The 23282-nt window shown below is 73.7% G+C and carries 19 protein-coding genes; 5 read left to right on the forward strand and 14 right to left on the reverse strand.

The window, feature by feature from the left end:
* Nucleotides 1-125 precede the first annotated feature (125 nt).
* The 4 genes from der to ACFZCD_RS28050 form a co-directional block, all read right to left on the reverse strand.
* Entirely contained in the window at nucleotides 126-1583 is a 1458-nt protein-coding gene (der, locus tag ACFZCD_RS28035; protein ID WP_391835558.1) for a ribosome biogenesis GTPase Der, read from the reverse strand.
* A gap of 58 nt (nucleotides 1584-1641) precedes the next feature.
* A complete protein-coding gene (locus ACFZCD_RS28040) occupies nucleotides 1642-2229 on the reverse strand; it encodes a lysophospholipid acyltransferase family protein (RefSeq protein WP_391835669.1) in 588 nt (195 codons plus the stop codon).
* A 127-nt stretch (nucleotides 2230-2356) separates the two neighbouring features.
* The gene (gene cmk, locus ACFZCD_RS28045; RefSeq protein WP_391835560.1) at nucleotides 2357-3085 is read right to left on the reverse strand and encodes a (d)CMP kinase; all 729 of its coding nucleotides are present in this window, start codon (nucleotides 3083-3085) and stop codon (nucleotides 2357-2359) included.
* A 134-nt stretch (nucleotides 3086-3219) separates the two neighbouring features.
* Nucleotides 3220-4305: a prephenate dehydrogenase gene (locus ACFZCD_RS28050; RefSeq protein WP_391835562.1), complete on the reverse strand. Its 1086-nt coding sequence runs from the start codon at nucleotides 4303-4305 to the stop codon at nucleotides 3220-3222.
* A 130-nt stretch (nucleotides 4306-4435) separates the two neighbouring features.
* Here ACFZCD_RS28050 and ACFZCD_RS28055 point away from each other — a divergent pair, with 130 nt between their 5' ends.
* Nucleotides 4436-4798, forward strand: a complete 363-nt coding sequence (locus ACFZCD_RS28055; protein WP_391835564.1) for a DUF952 domain-containing protein — start codon at nucleotides 4436-4438, stop codon at nucleotides 4796-4798.
* On the forward strand, nucleotides 4795-5487 hold the full coding sequence (locus ACFZCD_RS28060; protein ID WP_391835566.1) for a DNA polymerase beta superfamily protein: 693 nt from the start codon (nucleotides 4795-4797) through the stop codon (nucleotides 5485-5487). The genes ACFZCD_RS28055 and ACFZCD_RS28060 overlap by 4 nt, the downstream gene beginning before the upstream one ends.
* 54 nt (nucleotides 5488-5541) lie before the next feature.
* On the opposite strand, the gene ACFZCD_RS28065 is transcribed toward ACFZCD_RS28060, so the two are convergent.
* From ACFZCD_RS28065 to ACFZCD_RS28105, 9 genes are all read right to left on the reverse strand, one after another.
* A complete protein-coding gene (locus tag ACFZCD_RS28065) occupies nucleotides 5542-6762 on the reverse strand; it encodes a pseudouridine synthase (protein ID WP_391835568.1) in 1221 nt (406 codons plus the stop codon).
* Entirely contained in the window at nucleotides 6762-7421 is a 660-nt protein-coding gene (gene scpB / locus ACFZCD_RS28070; protein WP_391835570.1) for an SMC-Scp complex subunit ScpB, read from the reverse strand. The genes ACFZCD_RS28065 and scpB overlap by 1 nt, the downstream gene beginning before the upstream one ends.
* Nucleotides 7418-8455 (reverse strand): segregation/condensation protein A, encoded by a 1038-nt coding sequence (locus ACFZCD_RS28075; RefSeq protein ID WP_391835572.1) that lies wholly within the window; start codon nucleotides 8453-8455, stop codon nucleotides 7418-7420. Before ACFZCD_RS28075 ends, scpB begins: the two co-directional genes overlap by 4 nt.
* Before the next feature lie 91 nt (nucleotides 8456-8546).
* Nucleotides 8547-9119 (reverse strand): hypothetical protein, encoded by a 573-nt coding sequence (locus ACFZCD_RS28080; protein ID WP_391835574.1) that lies wholly within the window; start codon nucleotides 9117-9119, stop codon nucleotides 8547-8549.
* Nucleotides 9104-10231: a ParA family protein gene (locus ACFZCD_RS28085; protein WP_391835576.1), complete on the reverse strand. Its 1128-nt coding sequence runs from the start codon at nucleotides 10229-10231 to the stop codon at nucleotides 9104-9106. Before ACFZCD_RS28085 ends, ACFZCD_RS28080 begins: the two co-directional genes overlap by 16 nt.
* Nucleotides 10232-10585: 354 nt before the next feature.
* Nucleotides 10586-11701 carry an alanine dehydrogenase gene (gene ald / locus ACFZCD_RS28090; protein WP_391835671.1) on the reverse strand — a complete coding sequence of 372 codons (1116 nt, stop codon included), beginning with the start codon at nucleotides 11699-11701 and terminating at the stop codon, nucleotides 10586-10588.
* 238 nt (nucleotides 11702-11939) lie between these two features.
* Nucleotides 11940-14105, reverse strand: coding sequence for a tetratricopeptide repeat protein (locus tag ACFZCD_RS28095; RefSeq protein WP_391835578.1), 2166 nt, complete (start codon nucleotides 14103-14105; stop codon nucleotides 11940-11942).
* Between the two features lie 296 nt (nucleotides 14106-14401).
* Nucleotides 14402-15028: an NUDIX domain-containing protein gene (locus ACFZCD_RS28100; RefSeq protein WP_391835580.1), complete on the reverse strand. Its 627-nt coding sequence runs from the start codon at nucleotides 15026-15028 to the stop codon at nucleotides 14402-14404.
* Between the two features lie 76 nt (nucleotides 15029-15104).
* Nucleotides 15105-16754 carry a CTP synthase gene (locus ACFZCD_RS28105; RefSeq protein WP_391835582.1) on the reverse strand — a complete coding sequence of 550 codons (1650 nt, stop codon included), beginning with the start codon at nucleotides 16752-16754 and terminating at the stop codon, nucleotides 15105-15107.
* A gap of 453 nt (nucleotides 16755-17207) precedes the next feature.
* Here ACFZCD_RS28105 and ACFZCD_RS28110 point away from each other — a divergent pair, with 453 nt between their 5' ends.
* Nucleotides 17208-19010, forward strand: coding sequence for a glycoside hydrolase family 15 protein (locus ACFZCD_RS28110; protein ID WP_391835584.1), 1803 nt, complete (start codon nucleotides 17208-17210; stop codon nucleotides 19008-19010).
* A gap of 262 nt (nucleotides 19011-19272) precedes the next feature.
* Here ACFZCD_RS28110 and ACFZCD_RS28115 read toward each other — a convergent pair whose 3' ends face one another.
* The gene (locus ACFZCD_RS28115) at nucleotides 19273-20565 is read right to left on the reverse strand and encodes an MFS transporter (protein ID WP_391835586.1); all 1293 of its coding nucleotides are present in this window, start codon (nucleotides 20563-20565) and stop codon (nucleotides 19273-19275) included.
* Nucleotides 20566-20758: 193 nt separating this feature from the next.
* Between ACFZCD_RS28115 and ACFZCD_RS28120 the strand changes: the two genes are divergently transcribed.
* Nucleotides 20759-22363, forward strand: a complete 1605-nt coding sequence (locus tag ACFZCD_RS28120) for a PucR family transcriptional regulator (RefSeq protein ID WP_391835588.1) — start codon at nucleotides 20759-20761, stop codon at nucleotides 22361-22363.
* 32 nt (nucleotides 22364-22395) lie between these two features.
* Nucleotides 22396-23253, forward strand: a complete 858-nt coding sequence (locus ACFZCD_RS28125; RefSeq protein WP_391835590.1) for a pentapeptide repeat-containing protein — start codon at nucleotides 22396-22398, stop codon at nucleotides 23251-23253.
* Nucleotides 23254-23282: the final 29 nt, after the last annotated feature.

Below are 23282 nucleotides of genomic sequence, written 5' to 3' on the forward strand. Positions count from 1 at the left end.
CCGGGGGGGGCCGCCGCCCCCCCGCCCCCCCCCCCCCCCCCCCGCGCGGCCGGCGGGGGGGGCCCCCCCCCGCGGGGGGGGGGGGGGGGGGCCCCCCCCCGCCCCCCCCCCACGGCTCGTTTCGCCTACTTCTTCTTGCCGCGCTTCTCCCGCACCCGCACCGAGATGTGGATCGGCGTCCCCTCGAAACCGAACTCCTCGCGCAGACGGCGCTCGACGAACCGCCGGTAGCCGGCCTCGATGAAGCCGGAGGCGAAGAGGACGAAGCGCGGGGGCTTCGTGCCCGCCTGGGTGCCGAAGAGGATGCGGGGCTGCTTGCCGCCGCGGATCGGGTGCGGGTGGGCCGCGACGAGCTCGCCGAGGAAGGCGTTCAGCCGACCGGTCGGCACGCGCGTCTCCCAGCCCTCCAGGGCCGTCTCGATCGCCGGAACGAGCTTCTCCATGTGCCGGCCGGTGCGCGCCGAGACGTTCACCCGCGGGGCCCAGGCGATCTGCTGGAGCTCGGTCTCGATCTCCCGCTCCAGGTAGTAGCGGCGCTCCTCGTCGAGGTTGTCCCACTTGTTGTACGCGATGACGATCGCGCGGCCGGCCTCGACGGCCATGGTGATGATGCGCTGGTCCTGGACCGAGATCGACTCGCTCGCGTCGATCAGGATGACCGCGACCTCCGCCTTCTCGACCGCGGCGGCGGTGCGCAGGGAGGCGTAGTAGTCGGCGCCCTCCTGGAGGTGGACGCGCTTGCGGATGCCCGCGGTGTCCACGAACTTCCAGGTCACCCCGCCGAGCTCGATCAGCTCGTCGACCGGGTCACGCGTGGTGCCGGCCATCTCGTTGACGACGACGCGCTCCTCGCCGGCCACCTTGTTCAGCAGGGAGGACTTGCCGACGTTCGGGCGGCCGATCAGGGCGATGCGGCGCGGCCCGCCGAGGGCGGTGCCGAAGCGCTGGGCCGGGGCCTCGGGCAGGGCCTTGAGGACCTCGTCCAGCATGTCGCCGGTGCCGCGGCCGTGCAGGGCGGAGACCGGCATCGGCTCGCCCAGGCCCAGCGACCACAGCATGGCGGCGTCGGCCTCGGCGGAGGGGCCGTCGACCTTGTTGGCGCACAGCACGACGGGCTTGCCGGCCCGGCGCAGCAGCTTGACGACGGCCTCGTCGGTGTCGGTGGCGCCGACGGTGGCGTCCACGACGAAGACGACCGCGTCGGCCGCCTCGATCGCGTACTCGGCCTGGGCCGCGACGGAGGCGTCGATGCCCAGGACGTCCTGCTCCCAGCCGCCGGTGTCGACGACCTTGAAGCGGCGGCCGGCCCACTCGGCCTCGTAGGTGACGCGGTCGCGGGTGACGCCCGGACGGTCCTCGACGACCGCCTCGCGGCGGCCGATGATGCGGTTCACGAGCGTCGACTTGCCGACGTTCGGGCGGCCGACGACGGCGAGCACCGGCAGCGGGCCGTGACCGGCCTCGCCGAGGGCGCCCTCGATCTCCTCGGCCTCGAAGCCCTCCTGCGCCGCGAGCTCCATGAACTCCGCGTACTCGGCGTCGCCAAGCTCACCGTGCTCGTCGCCGTGGATCTGGTCGTTCATGAAGTCCGTTCCTCGTTCGTATGGTCGGCGGACCCGCGGGCCCGCTACTAAGTCTCGTTCAGCGGCCGGTCAGCCGCTTGGCGTCCGCCAGGTGCGCGCCCAGCCGCTGCTGGATGCGGACGGTCGCCTCGTCCAGCGCCTTCCGCGTGCGCCGGCCGCTGCCGTCACCGGCCTCGAAGGCGTCCCCGAAGACGACGTCGACGCGGCTGCGCAGCGGCGGCAGACCGCGCACGAGGCGGCCCTTGCGCTCGGTGCTGCCGAGCACCGCCACCGGCACGATCGGCGCCCCGGCCCGCACCGCGAAGTAGGCGAGGCCGGCGCGCAGCGAGGCGAAGTCGCCCTCGCCGCGGGTGCCCTCGGGGAAGATCCCCAGCACCCCGCCGTGCTCCAGCACGCCCAGCGCCTCGGTGATCGCGGCGCGGTCGGCGCTCGCCCGGTCCACCTTCAGCTGTCCGATCCCTTCCAGGAACGGGCCGAGGGGGCCTACGAACGCCTCCTTCTTGATCAGGAAGTGCACCGGCCGGGGCGCGGTGCCCATGAGCATCGGGCCGTCGATGTTGTGGGAGTGGTTGACGGCCAGGATGACCGGCCCCGCGGCGGGCACCCGCCAGGCGCCCAGCACGCGCGGCTTCCACAGCCCGTACATCAGGCCTATGCCGATCCGCCGGCCGACGGCGGCACCCCCCGGGGAAGCGGTCACGCCGACCGCTTCCCGTGCTCTTGGTCGCGCTCCGCCTCGGCTCCGCTCCGGCCGAGTGCCCCTCGCTCGTTCCTCACTCGGAACCCTCAACCTGCGCTGCGCCTCGGCTGCGCCGCTCCTCGACGAGGGTCACCACGCACTCGATCACCTGATCCAAGGTGAGCTCCGTGGTGTCCACCTCGACCGCGTCGCCGGCCTTGGCCAGCGGCGAGGTCTTGCGGCCGGAGTCGGCGGCGTCCCGCTTGATCAGGGCGGCCTGGGTGGCGGCCAGGTCGGTGGCCTCCTTGCCCTTCAGCTCGCCGCTGCGGCGGGCGGCACGGGCCTCGGCGGAGGCCGTCAGGAAGATCTTGAGGTCGGCGTCGGGCAGCACGGTCGTGCCGATGTCACGGCCCTCGACGACGATGCCGGCCGGTGCCTCGGCGGCGATCGTCCGCTGCAGCTCGGTCAGGCGCGTGCGCACCTCCGGGACGGCGCTGACGGCGCTGACCGCGGAGGTGACCTCCTGGGTGCGGATGGGGCCCGCGGCGTCGGCGCCGTCGACCGTGATGGTCGGCGCGGACGGGTCGGTGCCCGAGATGATCTCGGGCTTGCCCGCGGCGGCGGCGACCGCGTCGGCGTCGTTGACGTCGATGCCGTTGCTCAGCATCCACCACGTGATCGCGCGGTACTGCGCGCCGGTGTCCAGGTAGCGCAGGCCGAGCTTGGCCGCGACGGCCTTGGACGTGCTGGACTTGCCCGTGCCGGAGGGGCCGTCGATGCCGACGATGACTGCTGCCGGAGCGGTCCGGGCGGCGGTTTCCACGGTGTCAGACACCTTCCTTGAGCACGGGAGGGGAATACGGGCGGCTCTTACCAGCCTCCGACAAGGTTACTGGCTCGCGGGAGCGCCCCGGGCACGCCCGGGGCGGCGGCCGCTCCCGACGGGTCTCCGCCGCGCTACTGCCTCAGCGACCAGCCCTGCTCGCGGAGGGCCGCGGTCAGGGACCCCACCGCGCCCGGTTCGACCATGAGCTGGATCAGGCCCGCCTGCTGGCCCGTCGCGTGCTCGATGCGGACGTCCTCGATGTTCACGCCGGCCCGGCCCGCGTCGGCGAAGATCCGGGCGAGCTCGCCCGGCTGGTCGCCGATGAGGACGGTGACCGTCTCGTACGCGGCCGGGGCCGCCCCGTGCTTGCCCGGCACCCGGCTGCGGCCCGCGTTGCCGCGCCGCAGGACGTCCTCCAGGCCGGCGGCGCCCTCGCCCCGCTTGTCGTCGTCGGCGGCCTCCAGCGCGCGCAGGGCCCGTACCGTCTCGTCCAGGTCGGAGGCGACCGCGGCGAGGATGTCGGCGACGGGTCCGGGGTTGGCGGAGAGGATCTCCACCCACAGCCGCGGGTCGGAGGCGGCGATCCGGGTCACGTCGCGGATGCCCTGCCCGCACAGCCGCACGGCCGTCTCGTCCGCGTCCTGCAGGCGGGCGGCGACCATGCTGGAGAGCAGGTGCGGGGTGTGCGAGACGAGGGCGACGGCCCGGTCGTGGTCGTCGGCGCCCATCACCACGGGGACCGCGCGGCACAGGGCGACGACCTCCAGGGCGAGGTTGAGGACCTCGGTGTCGGTGTCGCGGGTGGGGGTGAGCACCCACGGGCGGCCCTCGAAGAGGTCGGCGGTGGCGGCCATGGGGCCGGAGCGCTCGCGGCCGGCCATGGGATGCGTGCCGAGGTAGCAGGAGAGGTCGGCGCCGAGCGCCTCCAGCTCGCGGCGCGGGCCGCCCTTGACGCTCGCGACGTCGACGTAGCCCCGGCCGAGGCCGTCCCGGATCGCCCCGGCGAGCGTGGCCGCGACGTGTGCCGGCGGCACCGCGACGATCACCAGGTCGACGGGGCCCTCCGGCGCCTGATCGGTGCCGGCGCCCCGTGCCGCGGCCGTCCGCGCCGCGTCCGGGTCGTGGTCCCTGAGGTGGACGTGGACTCCGCGGCCCGCGAGGGCGAGCGCGGCCGAGGTGCCGATCAGTCCGGTGCCGATGACGAGGGCGGTTCTCACTGGGAGTCCTTGCGAGGTGCGTGGAGCGTGACGGAGAGCGGGCCCGGCCAGCCTATCCAGCCGCTCCGCCGGCCGTGCGGGGCGGGCGCCCTGCGGGACTGCCGGGCCCGCGTCCGGTACAACCGTGCACATGATCTACCACGTGGTGCCCCTGGACGACTGGCTGGCCGTGCCCGACCGCCCGTACTCCCCCGCCTCCCTCTCCGAGGACGGCTTCGTCCACTGCTCGCCCGACGAGGAGACGACGCTCGCCGTGGCCACGGCCTTCTACAAGGACGTGCGCGGCCCGCTGATGGTCCTCCTGATCGACGAGCACAAGCTGGACGTCCTGGTCCGCTGGGAGGCCGCCGACCCGGCGCCGCCGCCGGGCGTCGACCCGGGCACGCGCTTCCCGCACGTCTTCGGGCGCATCAACCGCGACGCGGTCGAGGGAATGATGGAGATCCAGCGCGACGAGGACGGCCGCGCCACGGGCCTGGCGGTGTGGTCGTGAACCCGGGCGCGCTGGTCGCCGGGCACACCGTCTACGCGTGCGTGATGGGCTCGCGGGCCTTCGGGCTGGCGACGGAGGCGAGCGACACGGACCGGCGCGGCGTGTACGTGGCGCCGACGCCCCTGTTCTGGGGCTTCGACAAGCCGCCGCCGCACGTGGAGGGGCCGGCCGAGGAGCAGTTCTCCTGGGAGCTGGAGCGGTTCTGCGAGCTCGCGCTCCGCGGCAACCCGAACATTCTGGAGTGCCTGCACTCCCCGCTGGTCGAGCACGCCGACGACACCGGGCGCGAGCTGCTGGCCCTGCGGGAGGCGTTCCTCTCCCGCAGGGTCCACAAGACGTACGCGGGTTACGCGGCGGACCAGCGCAAGAAGTTCGAGGCGGACGTGCGGGCGCACGGCACGCCACGGCGCTGGAAGCCCGTGATGCACGCGCTGCGGCTGCTGATGTGCGGCCGCGACCTGCTGCGCACGGGGTCGCTCGTGCTCGACGTCGGCGACCTGCGCGAGCCGCTGCTGGCCGTGCGGCGGGGCGAGGTGCCCTGGCCCGAGGCCGAGGCCTGGCTGAACCGCCTCGCCGAAGAGGCCGCCGAAGCGGCCCGCACCAGCCCCCTGCCCGCAGAACCGGACCACGCCCGCGTCGAGGACTTCCTCATACGCGTGCGCCGCGCTTCGGCGCTCCGGGCGGGCTGAGGCGCAGGCCGGGTACCGGCCGCGCGGGCGCCGCGCGGCCGGCACTCCCGCCGCTTAGAGGTCGACCTCGCGCATCAGCATGCCGACCTCGGTGTTCGTCAGGCGGCGCAGCCAGCCCGACTTCTGGTCGCCCAGGGCGATCGGGCCGAAGGCCGTGCGGACGAGCTTCTCGACGGGGAAGCCCGCCTCGGCCAGCATGCGCCGCACGATGTGCTTGCGGCCCTCGTGGAGGGTGACCTCGACCAGGTAGTTCTTGCCGGTCTGCTGGATGACGCGGAAGTTGTCCGCGCGGGCGTACCCGTCCTCCAGCTCGATGCCGTTCTTCAGCTGCTTGCCGATGTCGCGCGGCAGCGGCCCGGTGATCGCGGCGAGGTACGTCTTCTGCACGCCGTACCGCGGGTGCGTCAGCCGGTGGGCCAGCTCGCCGTGGTTGGTGAGCAGGATGATGCCCTCGGTCTCCGTGTCGAGGCGGCCGACGTGGAAGAGCCGGGTCTCGCGGTTGGTGACGTAGTCGCCGAGGCACTGGCGGCCGTCGGGGTCCTCCATGGTGGAGACGACGCCGGCCGGCTTGTTGAGGGCGAAGAAGAGGTAGGACTGGGTGGCGACGGTCAGGCCGTCGACCTTGATCTCGTCCTTCTCCGGGTCGACCCGCAGGCCCTGCTCGGTGACGATCTGCCCGTTGACCTCGACGCGGGCCTGCTCGATCAGCTCCTCGCAGGCGCGGCGGGAGCCCATGCCGGCCCGGGCCAGCACCTTCTGCAGGCGCTCGCCCTCCTGCTCGGCGCCGGGGAAGGTCTTGGGGGTCTTCACCTGCGGCTTGTTGTGCCGCTCGCGGTTCCGCTCCTCGATCTTGGCGTCGAGCTCGCGCGGACGGGCCGGCACGGACCGCTGCCCGCGGCCGGGCGCACCGCCGCGGCCGCCGGCCGCGCTGCTACGCCGGGGGCCGCCCTTGGCGCCGCCGCGGGCCGCCTCGCCCCGGCCGCTGGTGGGGCCGGTGGCACGGCCGCTGGTGGCACCGCCACGGGTGCGCTCGGCGTCGGGGCCGACGTCGTAACGGCGCTCCTCCGGGCGCGGACGGCGCGGGCGCTCCTGCTGCCGGTCGTCGCGCGGGGCTCCCGAGCGGCCGCCCTCGGGCCGTCCGCCCGAACGCCCGCCGCCCGAACGCGCACCGCCGGAACGGCCGCCGCCCGCGCGCCCGCCCCCGGACGCCGGACGTCCTCGACCGCCCCGGTCGTCCCGGTTGCCGCTTCCGCTGTTCCTGCCGCTGCTTCGCATCAAAGTTCCGTCTTGTCGTCCGCTTCGGTGTCCGGTGCGTCCGGATCGAACGACGGCACACCTTCCTGAGTGTCGCCCTCGATCGCCTCCGCCTCGGGGAGGAAGGGCGCGAGCTCCGGGAGCTCGTCCAGGCCGCGCAGGCCCATGCGCTCCAGAAAGTAGTTCGTCGTCCTGTACAGGATCGCACCTGTTTCGGGTTCCGTCCCCGCCTCCTCCACCAGACCCCGCTGGAGGAGGGTGCGCATCACGCCGTCGCAGTTCACGCCGCGCACCGCGGAGACCTTCGAACGGCTGACCGGTTGACGGTACGCGACGACGGCCAGCGTCTCCAGTGCGGCCTGCGTGAGCCGCGCCTGCTGGCCGTCGAGGACGAACGCCTCGACGGCGTCCGCGTAGGCCGGGCGGGTGAAGAAGCGCCAGCCCCCGGCGACCTGCCGCAGCTCGAAGCCGCGCCCCTGGGCGGTGTACTCCGCGGCCAGCCCGGCGAGGGCTTCGGCGATCGCGCGGCGGGGGCGCTCCAGGACCCTGGCGAGGTGCTCCTCGGTGGCGGGCTCGTCGACGACCATGAGGACGGCTTCCAGCGCGGGCCCGAGGTCGAGCCGGGCCACGGCGGAGGCCCCGGCCGGCGCCTCTTCGCCCTCGTACGTCTCTGCGCTCACTGTGCACTCTCCTCCGGCTCGGTCTCCGGCGCGCGGTCGAACTCGTCCGTCACCCGCGGGCTCGCCTCGTCCCCGCCCGTCCAGCACACCGTCAGCTCCCCCAGGGCCTCGTCCTGGTCCAGGGCGACCACGCGCTCGCGGTAGAGCTCCAGCAGGGCCAGGAAGCGGGCGACGACGGTCAGGGTGTCGGCGGCGTCGCCGGTCAGCTCCCCGAAGGTCGCCCGGCCCCCCTCGCGCAGCCGGGCCACCACGACCTCGGCCTGCTCGCGGACGCTGACGAGCGGTGCGTGGATGTGGTCGACGTAGACCTGCGGCGCCGGCCTGGGCCGCATGGCCTTGACGGCCAGCTCGGCGAGGCGTGCGGCACCGATACCGAGGACGACCTCGGGCAGCAGCTCCGCGTGGTGCGGCTCCAGGCCGACCGTACGGGGGAAGCGGCGCGCCTCGTCGTCCAGCCGCCCGCTGAAGATCTCCGCGACCCGCTTGTAGGCCCGGTACTGCAGCAGCCGGGCGAACAGCAGGTCACGGGCCTCCAGGAGGGCGAGGTCGGCCTCGTCCTCGACCTCGGCGGCCGGCAGCAGCCGGGCCGCCTTGAGGTCGAGCAGGGTCGCGGCGACGACGAGGAACTCGGTCGTCTGGTCGAGGTCGAAATCGGGGCCCATGGCGCGGATGTGCGCCATGAACTCGTCCGTGACCCGGGAGAGGGCGACCTCGGTGACGTCCAGCTTGTGCTTGGCGATCAGCTGCAGGAGGAGGTCGAAGGGCCCTTCGAAGTTGGCGAGCCGGACGGTGAACCGCGAGTCGTCTCCGGCGTGGGCGGGGGCGGTGGTCTCCGGCGCGGCGGCGCCCGGCCCGGGGGCCGGCTCCGCGACCGGGGCTCCGGCCCCGGAAGGCTCCGCCCCGGGAGCCGGCGACCCGGGCTCCGTGCTCCCGGCGGCCCCGGCCTCGCCCTCCACGGGCGGCTGCGGATGCGCCCGGCCGGCCGGGCCACGGCCGAGGGGACGGCGGGCCGGAGAGGAGGCGGCTGCGGGCATCGGTGATCCAGGTGGGGGCGGAACGGGCCGTACGACGGCGCTCGGGGCGTGGTCACGGCAGGGGCTAGCGAGGCTAGCGCAGCGGAACCGCTCAGCGGCCGCGCAGGCGCCGTACGAGGATGCTCGCGTCGCCCCGCGACTCCAGGTCGGCGAGGACGACCGCGACGGCCTCCCGCACGATCCTGCCGCGGTCGACCGCGAGGCCGTGCTCGCCGCGCAGCACCAGCCGGGCGTGCTCGAGGTCCATGAGCTCCTCGGCGGAGACGTAGACCGTGATCTTCTCGTCGTGGCGCTCCCGGCCGCTGGGCCTGCGGCCCGCTCCGCGCCCGCGGCGGCGGCCCTGGACGGGCGGGGCGGCCTCGCCCTGGCCCGCGGCCCGGCCGGCGCCCGCGGGGCGCTCCTGCGCGGCCCCGGAGCGGCGCTCGGCGGTGCCCTGGTCGGCCGTGGTCCCGGCCGCAGCCGCCCCGCGGCCGCCGTGCTCGCCCCGCTCGCCGGCGGCGCCCGCGCCGCCCTCGGGCGTGGTGTCGGAGTCACCGGCCGGGCCGGGCACCCGCGGGCCGCCCTCCCCGTTCGCCTGCCGGCGGGGGGAGGAGGACTGCAGCCCGGACCCCCCGGTCGTACGGAACAGTTCGTCGGCGCCGGGCAGACTCACTCGGCGTGACACCGGGCGAGCACCTCCCTGGCCAGCTGTCGGTAGGCGGCGGCGCCGACGGAGTTGGACGCGTACGTGGTGATGGGCTCGCCCGCGACCGTGGTCTCGGGGAAGCGGACCGTACGGCCGATGACCGTGTGGTAGACGTGGTCGTCGAAGGCCTCGACCACCCGTGCGAGGACCTCACGGCTGTGCACGGTCCGCGAGTCGTACATGGTGGCGAGGATGCCGTCGAGCTCCAGGTCGGGGTTGAGCCGCTCCTGGACCTTCTCGATCGTCTCGGTGAGCAGCGCCACGCCGCGCAGCGCGAAGAACTCGCACTCCAGCGGGACGATCACCTTGTGAGCGGCCGTCAGGGCGTTGACGGTGAGCAGGCCGAGCGAGGGCTGGCAGTCGATGACGATGTAGTCGTAGTCGGCGAGCAGCGGCTTGAGGGCGCGCTGCAGCGTCGATTCGCGGGCCACCTCGCTGACGAGCTGGACCTCGGCGGCTGACAAATCGATATTGCTGGGCAGCAGGTCCATGTTGGGCACGGCCGTCTTGAGGAGGACCTCGTCGGCCGACATGCCCCGCTCCATCAGGAGGTTGTAGACCGTCAGGTCCAGCTCCATCGGATTGACGCCGAGGCCGACGGAGAGCGCGCCCTGCGGGTCGAAGTCGACGAGCAGCACCCGGCGCCCGTACTCGGCCAGGGCGGCACCCAGATTGATGGTCGAGGTGGTCTTGCCGACCCCGCCCTTCTGGTTGCACATCGCGATGATCTTCGCGGGGCCGTGGTCGGTCAGCGGTCCGGGGATGGGGAAGTACGGCAGGGGACGCCCGGTCGGGCCGATGCGCTCGCGGCGCTGCCGGGCAGCGTCGGGCGCGAGGGTGGCCGCGTACTCGGGGTCGGGCTCGTACTCCGCGTCAGGGTCGTAGAAGTGCCCGTCGGGCACGTCCTCGTAGTCGGCGAGCCGCGCGGGATCGACCCCGCCCCGGTCGCCGGCCATGGCGTTCACGTGATGGCCGTCCATGCTCTGGTGGGCTGTCGGTGTGCTCTGGATGTTCTGGTGTGCCGCGAAGGTGTGGACAGCGACGGAGCCGACAGCTTGGAGCCCCGTGGGACTCTGGCCCTGCGCAGACATTCCTGGGTGACCACCCCCGGGAGCAAATGTCGACTCATTCACAAGTCGTCCTACCTCCTTGGTGACCAGGAAACATCTAGATAGGTCAGCGTTGCACCATGCCGACGGTTGGCGACTCTATGGCGTGTCGGCGGTTCGCAGCAACACAATCCGCCGGAGACGGCACGATGTGTCGGCAATCGAACGGGCTTCTGTCAAGGGTCTGCGGCCCACAACCCGGAAGTTTCGCGGGTGGGTGACCAGGCGTCGAAACCGCTCGCAAAGCGGGCACGAACTGGGCAAAAACATCACCGGCCGGACCTTGCTCAACAAGGCCCGGCCGGGTGTGCGCTCTTGGCGTGTCGTGTTGACGACTCAGCCGAGCAGGGTGCTCAGTTCGACGAACGGCAGGCCGTGCGCCTCGGCGACGGGACCGTAAACCACCTGTCCCTCGTGGGTGTTGAGGCCCTTGGCGAGGGCGGCGTCACGGCTGAGCGCCTCCTGCCAGCCGCGGTTGGCCAGCTCCACGATGTACGGCAGCGTGGCGTTGGTCAGCGCGTAGGTGGAGGTGTTCGGCACCGCGCCCGGCATGTTGGCGACGCAGTAGAACACCGAGTTGTGGACCTGGAAGGTCGGCTCGGCGTGGGTGGTCGGACGGGAGTCCTCGAAGCAGCCGCCCTGGTCGATCGCAATGTCGACAAGTACACTTCCGGGCTTCATCTTGGCGACGAGCTCGTTGGTGACCAGCTTCGGGGCCTTGGCGCCCGGGATGAGGACGGCACCGATGACGAGGTCGGCCTCGACGACGGCCTTCTCCAGCTCGAAGGCGTTGGAGACGATCGTCTGCACCTTGGTGCCGAAGACCTTGTCGGCCTCGCGGAGCTTGTTGATGTCCTTGTCGAGCAGGGTGACGTGGAAGCCCATGCCGACGGCGATCTGCGCGGCGTTCCAGCCGGAGACGCCGCCGCCGATGACGACGGCCTTGCCGGCCGCCGTGCCCGGGACGCCGCCCGGCAGGACGCCGCGGCCGCCGGCCGAGCGCATCAGGTGGTACGCGCCGACCTGCGGGGCCAGCCGGCCCGCGACCTCGGACATCGGGGCGAGCAGCGGCAGGGCGCGGTTGGCGAGCTCGACCGTCTCGTACGCGATCGCCGTGGTGCCGGACTGCAGCAGGGCGTCGGTGCACTCGCGGGAGGCGGCGAGGTGCAGGTAGGTGAAGAGGGTCTGCCCCTTGCGCAGGCGGTGGTACTCCTCCGCGATGGGCTCCTTGACCTTCAGCAGCAGGTCGGCGGTGGACCAGACCTCGTCGGCCGTGTCCAGGATCGCGGCACCGGCCGCGACGTACTCGGCGTCGGTGATGGACGAGCCGACACCGGCGTTCTTCTCGACGAAGACCTGGTGGCCGTTGCGCACGAGCTCATGCACGCCGGCGGGCGTGATGGCCACGCGGAACTCGTTGTTCTTGACCTCGCGGGGGATGCCGACCTTCACGTCGATCACGGTCCTTGAATCAGAGAAATACAGGCTATTCCGGAAATGCGGGGGCACACCAGAGCAGACCGCGGCGATCGCGGCCCAACCAGTCTAATGAAGGATCCTGCGCTGTCTAGCCTTGCAAAGAGCCTATTTTTTGGAAGACCACTACCGCTTTCGCAGGTAACAGTCGGTCTGTGCTCGGTCCACGCTCAGTCCGGACTCAGTCGGGGTTCAGTCCGGGCCCGGCCGGTCCTCAGTCCGTCCGGTTCCAGGGCACCTCGGTCTCGGCGAACGCGGGGCCGGGCGGGGGCCCCGGCGAGGGCAGGGGCACGGGCGGGGCCGCTATGGGGCCGCCGGGCGGTGCCGTCAGCAGCTCCCCGGCCTCGGACCGGTGCCCGGCCGCCCCCGCGGGGTCGCCGAGCCGCTCCAGGGTGTCGGCGAGGCGCAGCAGCATCGCGGCCCGGAGCCGGTCGTCGCCCGCCTGCCGCGCGCACTCCACGGCCTCCCGGCAGGTCCGCACGGCGTCCTGCGGCCGGCCCGCGTGCTCGTGCACGCGGGCGATCTCGCCGAGGGCCCGTGCGTGGCCGGGCAGGTCCCGCAGCCGGCGGCACGCGGCGGCCGCCGCCCGCCAGGCCCGGAGGGCTTCGTTCCACTGCCCGGCGTAGCTGCGTACGGCGCCCAGGCGGCCGTACAGCCGCGCCTCGTCGGCGAGTTCACCGCGCGTCAGGCGCAGCTCCAGGGCGCGCCCGTACCAGTCGACGGCCCGCTCCCAGTCGCCGAGCTCGTGGTACGAGGCGGCGATGGACTCCAGGGAGCGGCTGATCGCGTACGGGTCGGCCGCCCCGCGGGAGGCGTCGAGCGCCTCCCGGTAGCGGCCGAGGGCGGCGGCGGTGCGGCCGGCCCGGGCGTCCAGGTCGCCCAGGTTGAGCAGGGCCGCGGCCTTCTCCAGCGGCATCTCGCAGCGCCGGGCCACGTCCAGGACGAGCTGGTGGAGCCCGTAGAGCTCCGGGCCGGCCTCCTCGGCGCCGAAGTGCGCCGTCAGGGCACGGGTCAGGGCGGACATCAGGCGCCGGGCCAGGGTGTCCAGACGGCCGTCCTGCACGGCCAGCCGCGCGGCCGCCAGCAGGGCCGGGAGCCGGTGGGTCAGCCACTCCCCCGCGGCCTGCGGCGAGGAGAACCGCAGGGGTCTGGGCAGCTCCGCGAGGCGCTTGCGGGTCAGCGGGTCGCCGGTGCGGGTGGCGGCCCGGCACGAGTGCAGCTGGCGGACGGTGCGCTCCAGCATCCGCGCCCGCGCGAGTTCGACCTCGGCCGGCCGCTCCTGAGTCCGCATCAGCTCCTTCAGCATGCCCAGGAGACAGCCGGGCACCAGGTACTGCGGCGGCAGCGAGCCCACGGCGGGCTCGGCCCGCAGCAGGCCGCGGCCCTCGAAGTCCTCCAGGGCGGTCTGCGCGGCGGACACCGAGCAGCCCGCCAGCGCGGAGGTGGTGTGGGCGTCGGCGGCACCCGCCGGGGCCAGGGCGAGGAGCCGCAGGATGCGGGCGGAGGGTGCCGGCAGCGCTTCGTAGGCGAGCCGGAAGGCACGGGCCAGGGGGCGGGCCGCGATGTCGTGGCCGTCGCCGGGCGGCAGCTCCCGCAGCCGGGTGACCGCGTCCACCACGGACAGCTTGGACAGGGCCGCGAGCCAGCCGCCGACCAGGACCAGCGCCGCGGGCTGGCCGCCGCACTCCTCCACCACGGCGGTCGCCGCGGCCGGGTCGCAGGTGATGCGGGTGGGGCCGGCGTAGCGCTCCAGGAGCTCGATGCCGGACGCGGTGTCGAGGCCGCCCAGGGTGCAGGGCCGCACGTCGGGCACGCCGGTCAGCGGGCCGCGCGAGACGGCCACCACCAGGCACTCGGACTTGTCCGGGAGGAAGGGGTCCACCTGCTCGGCGCCCGCCGCGTCGTCGAGCAGCAGCAGCGCCCGGCGGCCCTTGAGGGCGGTGCGCACCGCCTGCGTCAGCTCGTCCTCCCCGGCGCCCGCGGGGACGGGCTCGCCGAGGGCGGTGAGCAGGGCGCGGGCCGTCCGCTCGGTGGGGACGGGCTCGCCGCCGGCCTCGGTGAGCCGGGCGCGCAGCACGCCGTCGGGGTACTGGCCCGCGAGCTGACCGGCGAGCTCCTCGGCCAGGGCGGTCCGGCCGGACCCGGGCCGCCCGGCGATGAGCAGGACCCGGCCGCGCCCGCTCTTGCGGCCGGCGAGGGTGTCGAGGCCCGCGCGGACGATGTCGGCGCGCAGCTCCTCCAGCTCCCGGCGGCGGCCGACGAAGCCGGGCAGCACCGGGGCCGCCGGGCGGGCCGGCACGCCCGCGACCGGGGCGGACAGCCGCCGCCCCGGCGGCGCCGCCGCCATCCCGTCGCCGGTCTCCACCGCCTGCTCCGCCACGGGGCACACTCCCGTCCACCTGCCACGCACGAGCCCGCCGCGGCCGCGGTCGAGCACGCGTCGAGCCTAGTTCACGGCCCGGCGTGCCCCGGTGAGTCCCGGCCGCCGCCGTAGAAGATCACCTATTCGGTTCTCGTGATGGTAGGACGACCGAGTGCGCCGGACCCCGGCAGAAAACCTCCCGCCGCAACGGCTGGGGGCACCTCCCAGCGGTAGCTGGGGGAGCAACCACGGCGGCGAGGGTCCGGCGGAATCCGCGACGGCCGGGGGCCGCCTACGGATCCGCCGGAAGGGCGTCACGCCTCGAAGGGCCGCGCGGGCCATTCCGCGTCCGCCGGGCGGAGGGCGTCCACGCCATCGCCGGCCAGCGCCGCGGCGAGCGAGAGGACGCCGACGACCAGGCAGTTGTTGTGCAGCTCGCCCGCGAGGGCGCCCCGCACCAGCTCCTGGAGCGGCACCCGGGCGAGCTCCATGTCGAGCTCCTCGTGCTCCACCTCGAAGCGGTCGCCCTCGACGTCGGAGATCTCCCGGGCCAGGAAGATCCGCACGGCCTCGTCGCAGCCGCCGGGCGTGGTGTAGACGTCGGTCAGCACCCGCCAGTCCTCGGCCTTGACGTGGGCCTCCTCGTACAGCTCGCGCTGCGCGGCGTGCAGCGGGTTCTCGCCGGGGACGTCGAGGAGGCCGGCGGGGATCTCCCACAGCCGCTGCCGGACCGGGTGGCGGTACTGGTTGATGACCAGGACGCGGCCCTCGGCGTCCAGGGCGAGGACGGCGACCGAGCCGGGGTGCACCTGGTAGTCGCGCGTGACGACCGTTCCGTCGGGCATCACCACCTCGTCCGTGCGGACGCTGGTCTTGTTGCCGACGAACGGGGTCGTGCTCGCGTTGACCTGCCACTCGGCGGCGGTGTCCTTGATGCCCATCTACGTTCCTCCAGAAAAGCGGAAACCGGGGTGAAGGCCTCCGTGCGGAAACCTTCACCCCGGTCAACCGTATCGGTCAGCCCTGCTGACGCTCGACGGCAGCCTTGACCAGGCCCGCGAAGAGCGGGTGCGGGCGGGTCGGGCGGGAGCGCAGCTCCGGGTGGGCCTGGGTGGCCACCAGGTAGGGGTGCACCTCGCGCGGGTACTCCACGTACTCCACGAGCTTGTTGTCCGGGGAGGTGCCCGAGAAGACCAGGCCGGCCTTCTCCAGCTCGGCGCGGTAGGAGTTGTTCACCTCGTAGCGGTGACGGTGGCGCTCCTCCACGTACTGCTCGTTGCCGTAGACCTCACGGACGATGGAGCCCTCGGCGAGCTTGGCCGGGTACATGCCCAGGCGCATCGTGCCGCCCATGTCGCCCTCGCCGGCGACGATGTCCAGCTGCTCGGCCATGGTGGAGACGACCGGGTTGGCGGTGGCGGGGTCGAACTCGGTGGAGTTGGCGCCCTCGATGCCGGCCAGGTTGCGGGCGGCCTCGATGACCACGCACTGCAGGCCCAGGCACAGGCCCAGCAGCGGCACCTTGTTCTCGCGGGCGTAGGTGATCGCGCCCACCTTGCCGTTCACGCCGCGGTCGCCGAAGCCGCCGGGGACGCAGATGGCGTCGACGTCACCGAGCTGGGCGGCGGCGCCGGCCGGGGTCTTGCACTCGTCGGAGGCGACCCACTTGACCTTGACCTTGGCACGGTTGGCGAAGCCGCCGGCGCGGATCGCCTCGGTGACCGAGAGGTAGGCGTCGGGCAGGTCGATGTACTTGCCGACCAGGGCGACGGTGACCTCGTGCGAGGGGTTGTGGACGCGGTCCAGCAGGTCCTCCCACTGGGTCCAGTTCACGTCGCGGAAGGGCAGGTCGAGCTTGCGGACGACGTAGGCGTCCAGGCCCTCGGTGTGCAGCACCTTCGGGATGTCGTAGATCGACGGGGCGTCGATCGCGGCCACGACCGCGGCCTCGTCGACGTCGCACATCAGGGAGATCTTGCGCTTGATGGCGGTGGGGACCTCGCGGTCGGCGCGCAGCACGATCGCGTCGGGCTGGATGCCGATGTTGCGCAGGGCCGCGACCGAGTGCTGGGTGGGCTTGGTCTTCAGCTCGCCCGAGGGACCGATGTAGGGCAGCAGCGAGATGTGCACCACGAAGACGTTGTCGCGGCCGACCTCGTGGCGGACCTGGCGGACGGTCTCCAGGAACGGCAGCGACTCGATGTCGCCGACCGTGCCGCCGACCTCGGTGATGACGACGTCGACGTCGTCGGTGGCCATGCGGCGGATGCGGTGCTTGATCTCGTTGGTGATGTGCGGGATGACCTGCACGGTGTCGCCCAGGTACTCGCCGCGCCGCTCCTTGGCGATCACCGAGGAGTACACCTGGCCGGTGGTGACGTTGGCCGAGCCGTCGAGGTCGACGTCCAGGAAGCGCTCGTAGTGGCCGATGTCCAGGTCGGTCTCGGCGCCGTCGTTGGTGACGAACACTTCACCGTGCTGGAACGGGTTCATGGTGCCCGGGTCTACGTTGAGGTAGGGGTCGAGCTTCTGCATCGTGACCCGCAGACCCCGCGCCTTGAGCAGCGCGCCCAGGCTGGAGGCGGTCAGACCCTTCCCGAGAGAGGAGGCGACACCCCCCGTGACGAAGAGGTGCTTGGTCGTCGTGGGCTTTGCGGCAATGGCCAAAGGGGGGCTCCCGTGGTCGCGAGTGGAGGGTGCGTACCGGCGCCCGCCCGGAGTTTTCGGGGGTGCCGTCGCTGCGGTTGGGGGGTCTTGCGCCCACCGGTCCACGGGGTACCAGGGTATCAGCGCCCCGGCCCGGCCGCTTCCGCCGACGCGTCCCGGCACCCTGTGTGGCCGTGCGTGGCGGCTGCGTCACAGGCCACCCATTCGGCTCAGATTCGTCCTCCAACCGTCGCGCGTCGCACCAACTCGGCGTCGTATCCTGCTCGGACACATGCAGCGAGCCGGCCGGCACGGCATCATCCCGCCCTCCCCCAGCCACCTCCCCCAGCCACCGCAGGGGGTACCGGTACCCGCAGGGAGAAGCAGCTTCCGGAACAGAGCTCGTCTAAAGATCGCTTGACCGCAAGAGGGACCCCGCACGGGGTCATGTGGCGCCGTTCGACTGGAGATGACGTGGCCGGGCGTATCGAGGATTACGCACTCATCGGTGATATGCAGACCGCCGCCCTTGTCTGCCGGGACGGCACGGCCGACTGGCTGTGCCTGCCCCGATTCGATTCGCATGCCGCGTTCGCCGGTCTGCTCGGCACGGAGGAACACGGCTTCTGGCGGGTCGGCCCCGCGCACCCCTCGGGGGCGGCGCCGCCGACCGCGGACCGCCGCCGGTACCGGGGGGACTCCCTCGTGCTCGAGTCCGAGTGGGACACCCCGCGCGGCACCGTCCGCGTCATCGACTTCATGCCGCCGCGCGACGGCGCCCCCCAGCTGATCCGCATCGTGGAGGGCGTCAGCGGGCGGGTGCAGATGCGCTCCGCGCTGCGGATGCGCTTCTCCTACGGCCGGGTCGTGCCCTGGGTGCACAAGGTCGGCGACCGCACGGTGGCCGTGGCCGGCCCGGACTCGGTGTGGCTCGACACCTCCGTCGACACCTTCGGCAAGGACCTCACCACCTACTCCGACTTCACCGTCTCCCCCGGCGAGCGCGTCGCCTTCGCCATCAGCTGGCAGCCCTCGCACCGGGAACCGCCCGCCCTGCCGGACCCGGAGGGCTCGCTGGCGGCCACGGAGGACTTCTGGCGGGAGTGGGTCGAGCACTGCACGTACCACGGGCCCTACCGGGACGCCGTGATCCGCTCGCTGATCACGCTCAAGGCGCTCACCTACGCCCCGACCGGCGGCATCGTGGCCGCCCCCACCACCTCCCTGCCCGAGGAGATCGGCGGCGTCCGCAACTGGGACTACCGCTACACATGGCTGCGCGACGCCGCCATCACCCTCTCCTCGCTGCTGCGCACCGGCTACCGCGAGGAGGCCCGCGCCTGGCGCGAGTGGCTGCTGCGCGCGGTCGCCGGCGACCCCGAGAACCTGCAGATCATGTACGGCATCGCCGGCGAGCGCGAGCTGGGCGAGGCCGAGCTGCCCTGGCTGCCCGGCTACGAGAACTCCTCGCCGGTCCGGGTCGGCAACGGCGCGGCCGACCAGCTCCAGCTGGACGTCTACGGCGAGGTCACCGAGGCCCTGCACCTGGCCCACATGACGGGCCTCGCCCGCAACGACTACGCGTCGGTGCTGCAGCTGCGCCTCATCACCTACCTGGAAGACCACTGGAACGAGCCCGACGAGGGCATCTGGGAGGTGCGCGGCCCGCGCCGCCACTTCGTGCACTCCAAGGTGATGGCCTGGGTGGCCGTCGACCGCACCATCAAGCTCATCGAGTCCGGTGACGTGGACGGGCCCCTGGAGCGGTGGCGCGAGCTGCGCGACGACATCCACCGGGACGTCTGCGAGAAGGGCTACGACAAGGAGCGCAACACCTTCACCCAGTCCTACGGGTCGAAGGAGCTGGACGCCTCCCTGCTGCTGATCCCGCAGATGGGCTTCCTGCCGCCCGACGACAAGCGCGTCATCGGCACGATCGAGGCCATCCAGCGCGAGCTCTCCACGCCGGACGGCTTCGTCCTGCGCTACCCGACGGCGGGCGAGGAGGCCGGGGTGGACGGCCTGGAGGGCGACGAGGGCGCGTTCCTGGCCTGCTCCTTCTGGCTCGCGGACGACCTGGCGATGATCGGCCGGGTCGACGAGGCGCGGCAGCTGTTCGAGAAGCTGCTGGGGCTGCGGAACGACCTGGGGCTGCTGGCGGAGGAGTGGGATCCGCGGCTGCAGCGGCAGGTGGGCAACTTCCCGCAGGCGTTCAGCCACGTGCCGCTGATCGACACGGCGCTCCGTCTGACGGCGTCCAGCGCGTTCGGGGGATAGCGGTACGTACGGGTTCCGGTGGCCTGCGATTCCGCCGGACTCTCGCCGCGGGGGCTGAGCGCCGTCGCGGCGGGATCAGTCTTCCTGCGCCGCGGCGGGCCATTTCCCCGCCGCGGGAACGCGGGCCGAAAGAGGCCGGGCGCCTGCTCTGCCGGGCGGCGCTCCGCCGGAGCCGGAAGGGGCCTTGCCCCTTTCTTCTCCGCCGCGACGGCGAGCAATCACGACGGCGCGGTCCGGCGGTGCCGAGCACGCCGGGGCCCGGCTACCGGCGCCGCAAGGCGAAGTAGAGCGCACAGCCGCTGACCGGCAGTACGAGAACCGCCGCCGCAGCGTTCAGGCCCCCGTACCCGCTGAAAGCGACGAACGCTCCGGAGAGCGCCCCGCCCGCCGCCCCGACGAGGTTCATCAGCGTGTCCGAGGCGCCCTGCACCTCGGGCCGGTGCCGGGCGTCGACCGATTCACTCAGCAGCGTCGAGCCGGCGACCGTCGCGCACGACCACGCGACACCCAGCAGGAACAGACCGGCCGCGACGGCCCACTGCCGGCTGCCCGCCGTGCCCGCGAGCAGCGTCGCGGCGACGAAGAGCACCTGACCGGCCAGGATCACCGGTACCCGCCCGATCCGGTCCGCGGCCTTGCCCACGAGGGGCGAGAGCGCGTACATGCCTGCGATGTGCAGGCTGATGGTGAGGCCGACGACGCTGAGCGAGGCCCCGTGGTGGGCGAGGTGGACGGGCGTCATCGTCATCACCGACACCATCACGGCATGCCCGAGGACCAGCGCGGTCAGCCCGGTCAGCGCGGAGGGTGATGCGGCCACGTGTCGCAGGGCGCCGCTCATTCGGGTAAGGAAGGGGGCCCGCCGGGCCGGCTCCGCGGCGGTCTCCAGGCGGGCGGCCAGCAGCAGCGGATCGGGCCGCAGGCGGGCCCGGATCACGGCCGCGCCGGCGAGGAAGGCGACGGCGGAGAAGACGAAGGTGCCCGCCTCGTCGGGCAGCCCGAGCGGGCGGGCGACGGCCGCTCCGGGCCCGCTGAGGTTGGGCCCGAGGACGGCGCCGGCCGTCGCCGCCCAGACCACGAGGGAGAGCGCGCGGGCCCGGCCCTCCTTCTCGGCGAGGTCGGTGGCGGCGTAGCGCGACTGCAGGTTGGCGGCGGTGCCGGAGCCGAGGAGGAGCATGCCGGCCAGGGCGAGGGGGGCCCAGCGGAGGGCGGCGCCGGCGAGCACGGTCAGCGCTCCCGCGGAGGCGACCAGCCAGCCCGTGCCGAGCCCGGCGCGGCGGCCGCGGGAGCGGGAGAGGGCGGCGAGCGGTACGGACAGCAGGGCGGCGCCGAGGGTGATGAGGGTGGTGGCGAAGCCGGCGGCGGCCTCGGAGCCGGTGAGGTGCTCGATGAGCAGACCGCCGGAGGAGAGCACTGCCCCCATGCCGATGCCGATGACGACCTGGGCGGACATGAGGACCCTGACCGTACGGCGCTGGACGGCGGCGCGGTCGGGCAGGGCGGGGCCCGGGGCACGGGATATGCCGGAGGGGACGGACTCGGGGGCTGCAGTCATGGGGGTCAGGGTAGGGGCGGCGCCGGGCCGTGTATAAGGCGTTTGCCGCGGAGCGCCGGGCCGTGACGGGGGCCTGCCGGGGCAGCCCTCCCGCCGCAACGGCGAGAAGCCCCCACCACGTGACCGGCGGTGCCGAACCGGCCTCAAGGCCGTACCTGACGACCCGGCTGGGCAGCCGGGTAGGTTCCGCCTCATGGAACCGCACATCCCCCAGGGCATTACCGTGGCCCAGGCCCTGGAACTGCCCACTCTGCGCAAGGGCCTTCCCGAAGTGCTCGCCGCAGGCGACCGGCTCGGCCGGTCCGTACGGTGGGTGCACGCGGGCGAGGCGCCGAACATCGCCGCCCTGCTGAAGGGCGGCGAGCTGCTGCTGACGACCGGTCTGGGCCTCGGCAGCCGCCCGGCGGAGCAGCGCGGCTTCGTGCGCGGGCTCGCCGAGCGGGGCATCGCGGCGCTGGTGGTCGAGCTGGGTGCGCGGTTCTCGACGCTGCCCGCGGCGGTGGTGGACACGGCGCGCTCGTACGGGCTGCCGCTCGTGCAGCTGCACCGGGAGGTGCCGTTCGTCGCGGTGACGGAGGAGATCCACACCGAGCTCGTCAACGAGCACTACGCCTTGCTGCGGCGCGCGGAGGAGGTGCACCGGCGCTGCACGGAGGTGCTGCTGGGCGGCGGCGGGGTGCCGGAGGTGCTGCGGCTGTTCGCGGGCTTCGCGGGCAATCCGGTGTTCCTGGAGACCCCGGACGGCCGGCTGCTGTACGCGGCGGGGCCGGAGGACGCGGCGGGAGGGACGGATCCGCTGCAGGTGTGGGAGGGGCTGCGGTCGGCTGGCCTGGCGGGGGCGGTCGTCACGGACATCCCCGGGAACGGCCCGGGGCCCGGTGCCGTACGGGCCCGGCTGGCCGTCCTGCCGGTGGACGCGCCGCTGGCGCCCGTGCACCGAATCGCGGCGGAGCGGGCGGCGGGGCTGCTGGCGATCGTGCTGCTGCAGGCCCGTCAGGAGGAGGAGCTGGCGGCGCGCGGGCGCGGTGACTTCCTGGCCGGCCTCGCCGAGGGCCGGGTGCCGGCGGGCGAGGCGGCGGCGCAGGCGCGGGTGCTGGGTTTCCGGCCGGGTCCCGGTCCGCTGCTGCCGCTGGTGATGCGGCCGGCCACGGATCTGGCTCCGCCGGACGCCCGGGCGGCGCTGGCCTGTGCGGTGCAGGAGGAGCTGGCCGGTGCGGGGGTGCCCGTGCTGCTGGGCGTCCGGCTGCCGGAGGGGCGGGTTCCGCTGCTGGTGGGCCTGCGGGACGCGGCGGAGCGGGCCGCGGTGGCCGACCGGGTGGCGGGGGCGCTGCGGGCGGGCGCGCTGCGGGCGGGGTTCCCGGCGCCGGTCGTGGTGGCCGGGGCGGCGGCGACGTGGGAGACGGCCGGGGCGGAGCTGCGGCACGCGGCCGAGGCGGCGACGGCGGCCCAGGGGCTGCCGGACCGGCCCTGGCACGACGTGCGGCGGCTCGACGTCGACGTCCTGCTGTGGCGGCTGCGTTCCCAGGGGGATCTGGCGGCGTTCGTCGACCGGGTGCTGGGCCCGCTGATCGCGCACGACGCCGCCGCGCGGCCCGCGCTGCTGCCCACGCTCGCCGCGTACCTCTCCCACGCGGGCCGCAAGGCGGAGACCGCGCGCGAGCTCCACCTCAACCGCCAGACGCTCTACGACCGGCTGGCCAGGATCGGACGGCTGCTGGGCGTGGACCTGGAAGACCCGGAGACGGTCCTGGCGCTGGGCCTGGCGCTGCGCGCCCGACGTCACACCGAATGGATTTGACCTGCGCAGATGCCCCGGGCTCTACTCGAACGGTGACGGGGACGAAGAAGAACGAGGCAGCGGCGGGCGCCGCCGTTGCGGACCGCGAGGATCTGCGGGCGGACTGCGGCAGCTGCTTCGCGCTGTGCTGCGTGGCGCTGCCGTTCGTGGCATCGGCGGACTTCGCCGTGAGCAAGGACGCCGGGAAGCCGTGCGGCAATCTGCAGCAGGACTTCCGCTGCGGCATCCACACGAGCCTGCGGAAGAAGGGCTTCTCGGGCTGCACCGTCTACGACTGCCAGGGCGCTGGGCAGAAGGTCTCCCAGATCACCTTCGGCGGCCGCGACTGGCGGCAGGATCCGGGGGCGGCCCGGCAGATGTTCGCGGTCTACCCGGTCGTGCGGCAGCTGCACGAGCTGCTCTGGTACCTGGCCGAGGCCCTCACCCTGCCGGCGGCCCGGCAGCTGCACGCCGAGATCCGCCGCGTGCACGACGACGTCGAGCGGGTGACCCACGAGAGCCCCGAGACGCTTCTCGCGGTGGACGTGCCGGCGCGCCGGCAGGAGGTCGGCGAACTGCTGCTGCGGGCCAGCGAGCTCGTCCGGGCGCAGGTCCCGGGCAAGAAGAAGAACCGGCGCGGTGCCGACCTCATGGGAGCCCGGCTCCGCGGGGCGAACCTGCGGGGCGCCAATCTGCGCGGGGCGTACCTGATCGCCGCCGACCTGAACGGCGCGGACCTGCGCACCGCCGACCTCCTGGGGACCGATCTGCGCGACGCGGACCTGGGCGGCGCCGACCTCACCGGCAGCGTCTTCCTCACCCAGGCCCAGCTCAACGCGGCGCGGGGCGATGCGCGGACGAAGCTGCCGGCGGGGCTGAGCCGGCCGGCGCACTGGGGTCCGGCGGCCTGAGCGGCGCGCCGGCCCGCGGAAGAAGACCG

The organism is Streptomyces sp. NPDC008001 (genome assembly GCF_042958085.1).
GTDB lineage: Bacteria > Actinomycetota > Actinomycetes > Streptomycetales > Streptomycetaceae > Streptomyces.

Bases quoted from the DNA above. Each gene is read 5' to 3' on its own strand.
- der (WP_391835558.1), bottom strand. From the start codon at position 1,583: ATGAACGACCAGATCCACGGCGACGAGCACGGTGAGCTTGGCGACGCC.
- ACFZCD_RS28040 (WP_391835669.1), bottom strand. From the start codon at position 2,229: ATGTACGGGCTGTGGAAGCCGCGCGTGCTGGGCGCCTGGCGGGTGCCC.
- ACFZCD_RS28055 (WP_391835564.1), top strand. From the start codon at position 4,436: ATGATCTACCACGTGGTGCCCCTGGACGACTGGCTGGCCGTGCCCGAC.
- ACFZCD_RS28065 (WP_391835568.1), bottom strand. From the start codon at position 6,762: ATGCGAAGCAGCGGCAGGAACAGCGGAAGCGGCAACCGGGACGACCGG.
- ACFZCD_RS28075 (WP_391835572.1), bottom strand. From the start codon at position 8,455: ATGCCCGCAGCCGCCTCCTCTCCGGCCCGCCGTCCCCTCGGCCGTGGC.
- ACFZCD_RS28085 (WP_391835576.1), bottom strand. From the start codon at position 10,231: ATGTCTGCGCAGGGCCAGAGTCCCACGGGGCTCCAAGCTGTCGGCTCC.
- ACFZCD_RS28100 (WP_391835580.1), bottom strand. From the start codon at position 15,028: ATGGGCATCAAGGACACCGCCGCCGAGTGGCAGGTCAACGCGAGCACG.
- ACFZCD_RS28115 (WP_391835586.1), bottom strand. From the start codon at position 20,565: ATGACTGCAGCCCCCGAGTCCGTCCCCTCCGGCATATCCCGTGCCCCG.
- ACFZCD_RS28120 (WP_391835588.1), top strand. From the start codon at position 20,759: ATGGAACCGCACATCCCCCAGGGCATTACCGTGGCCCAGGCCCTGGAA.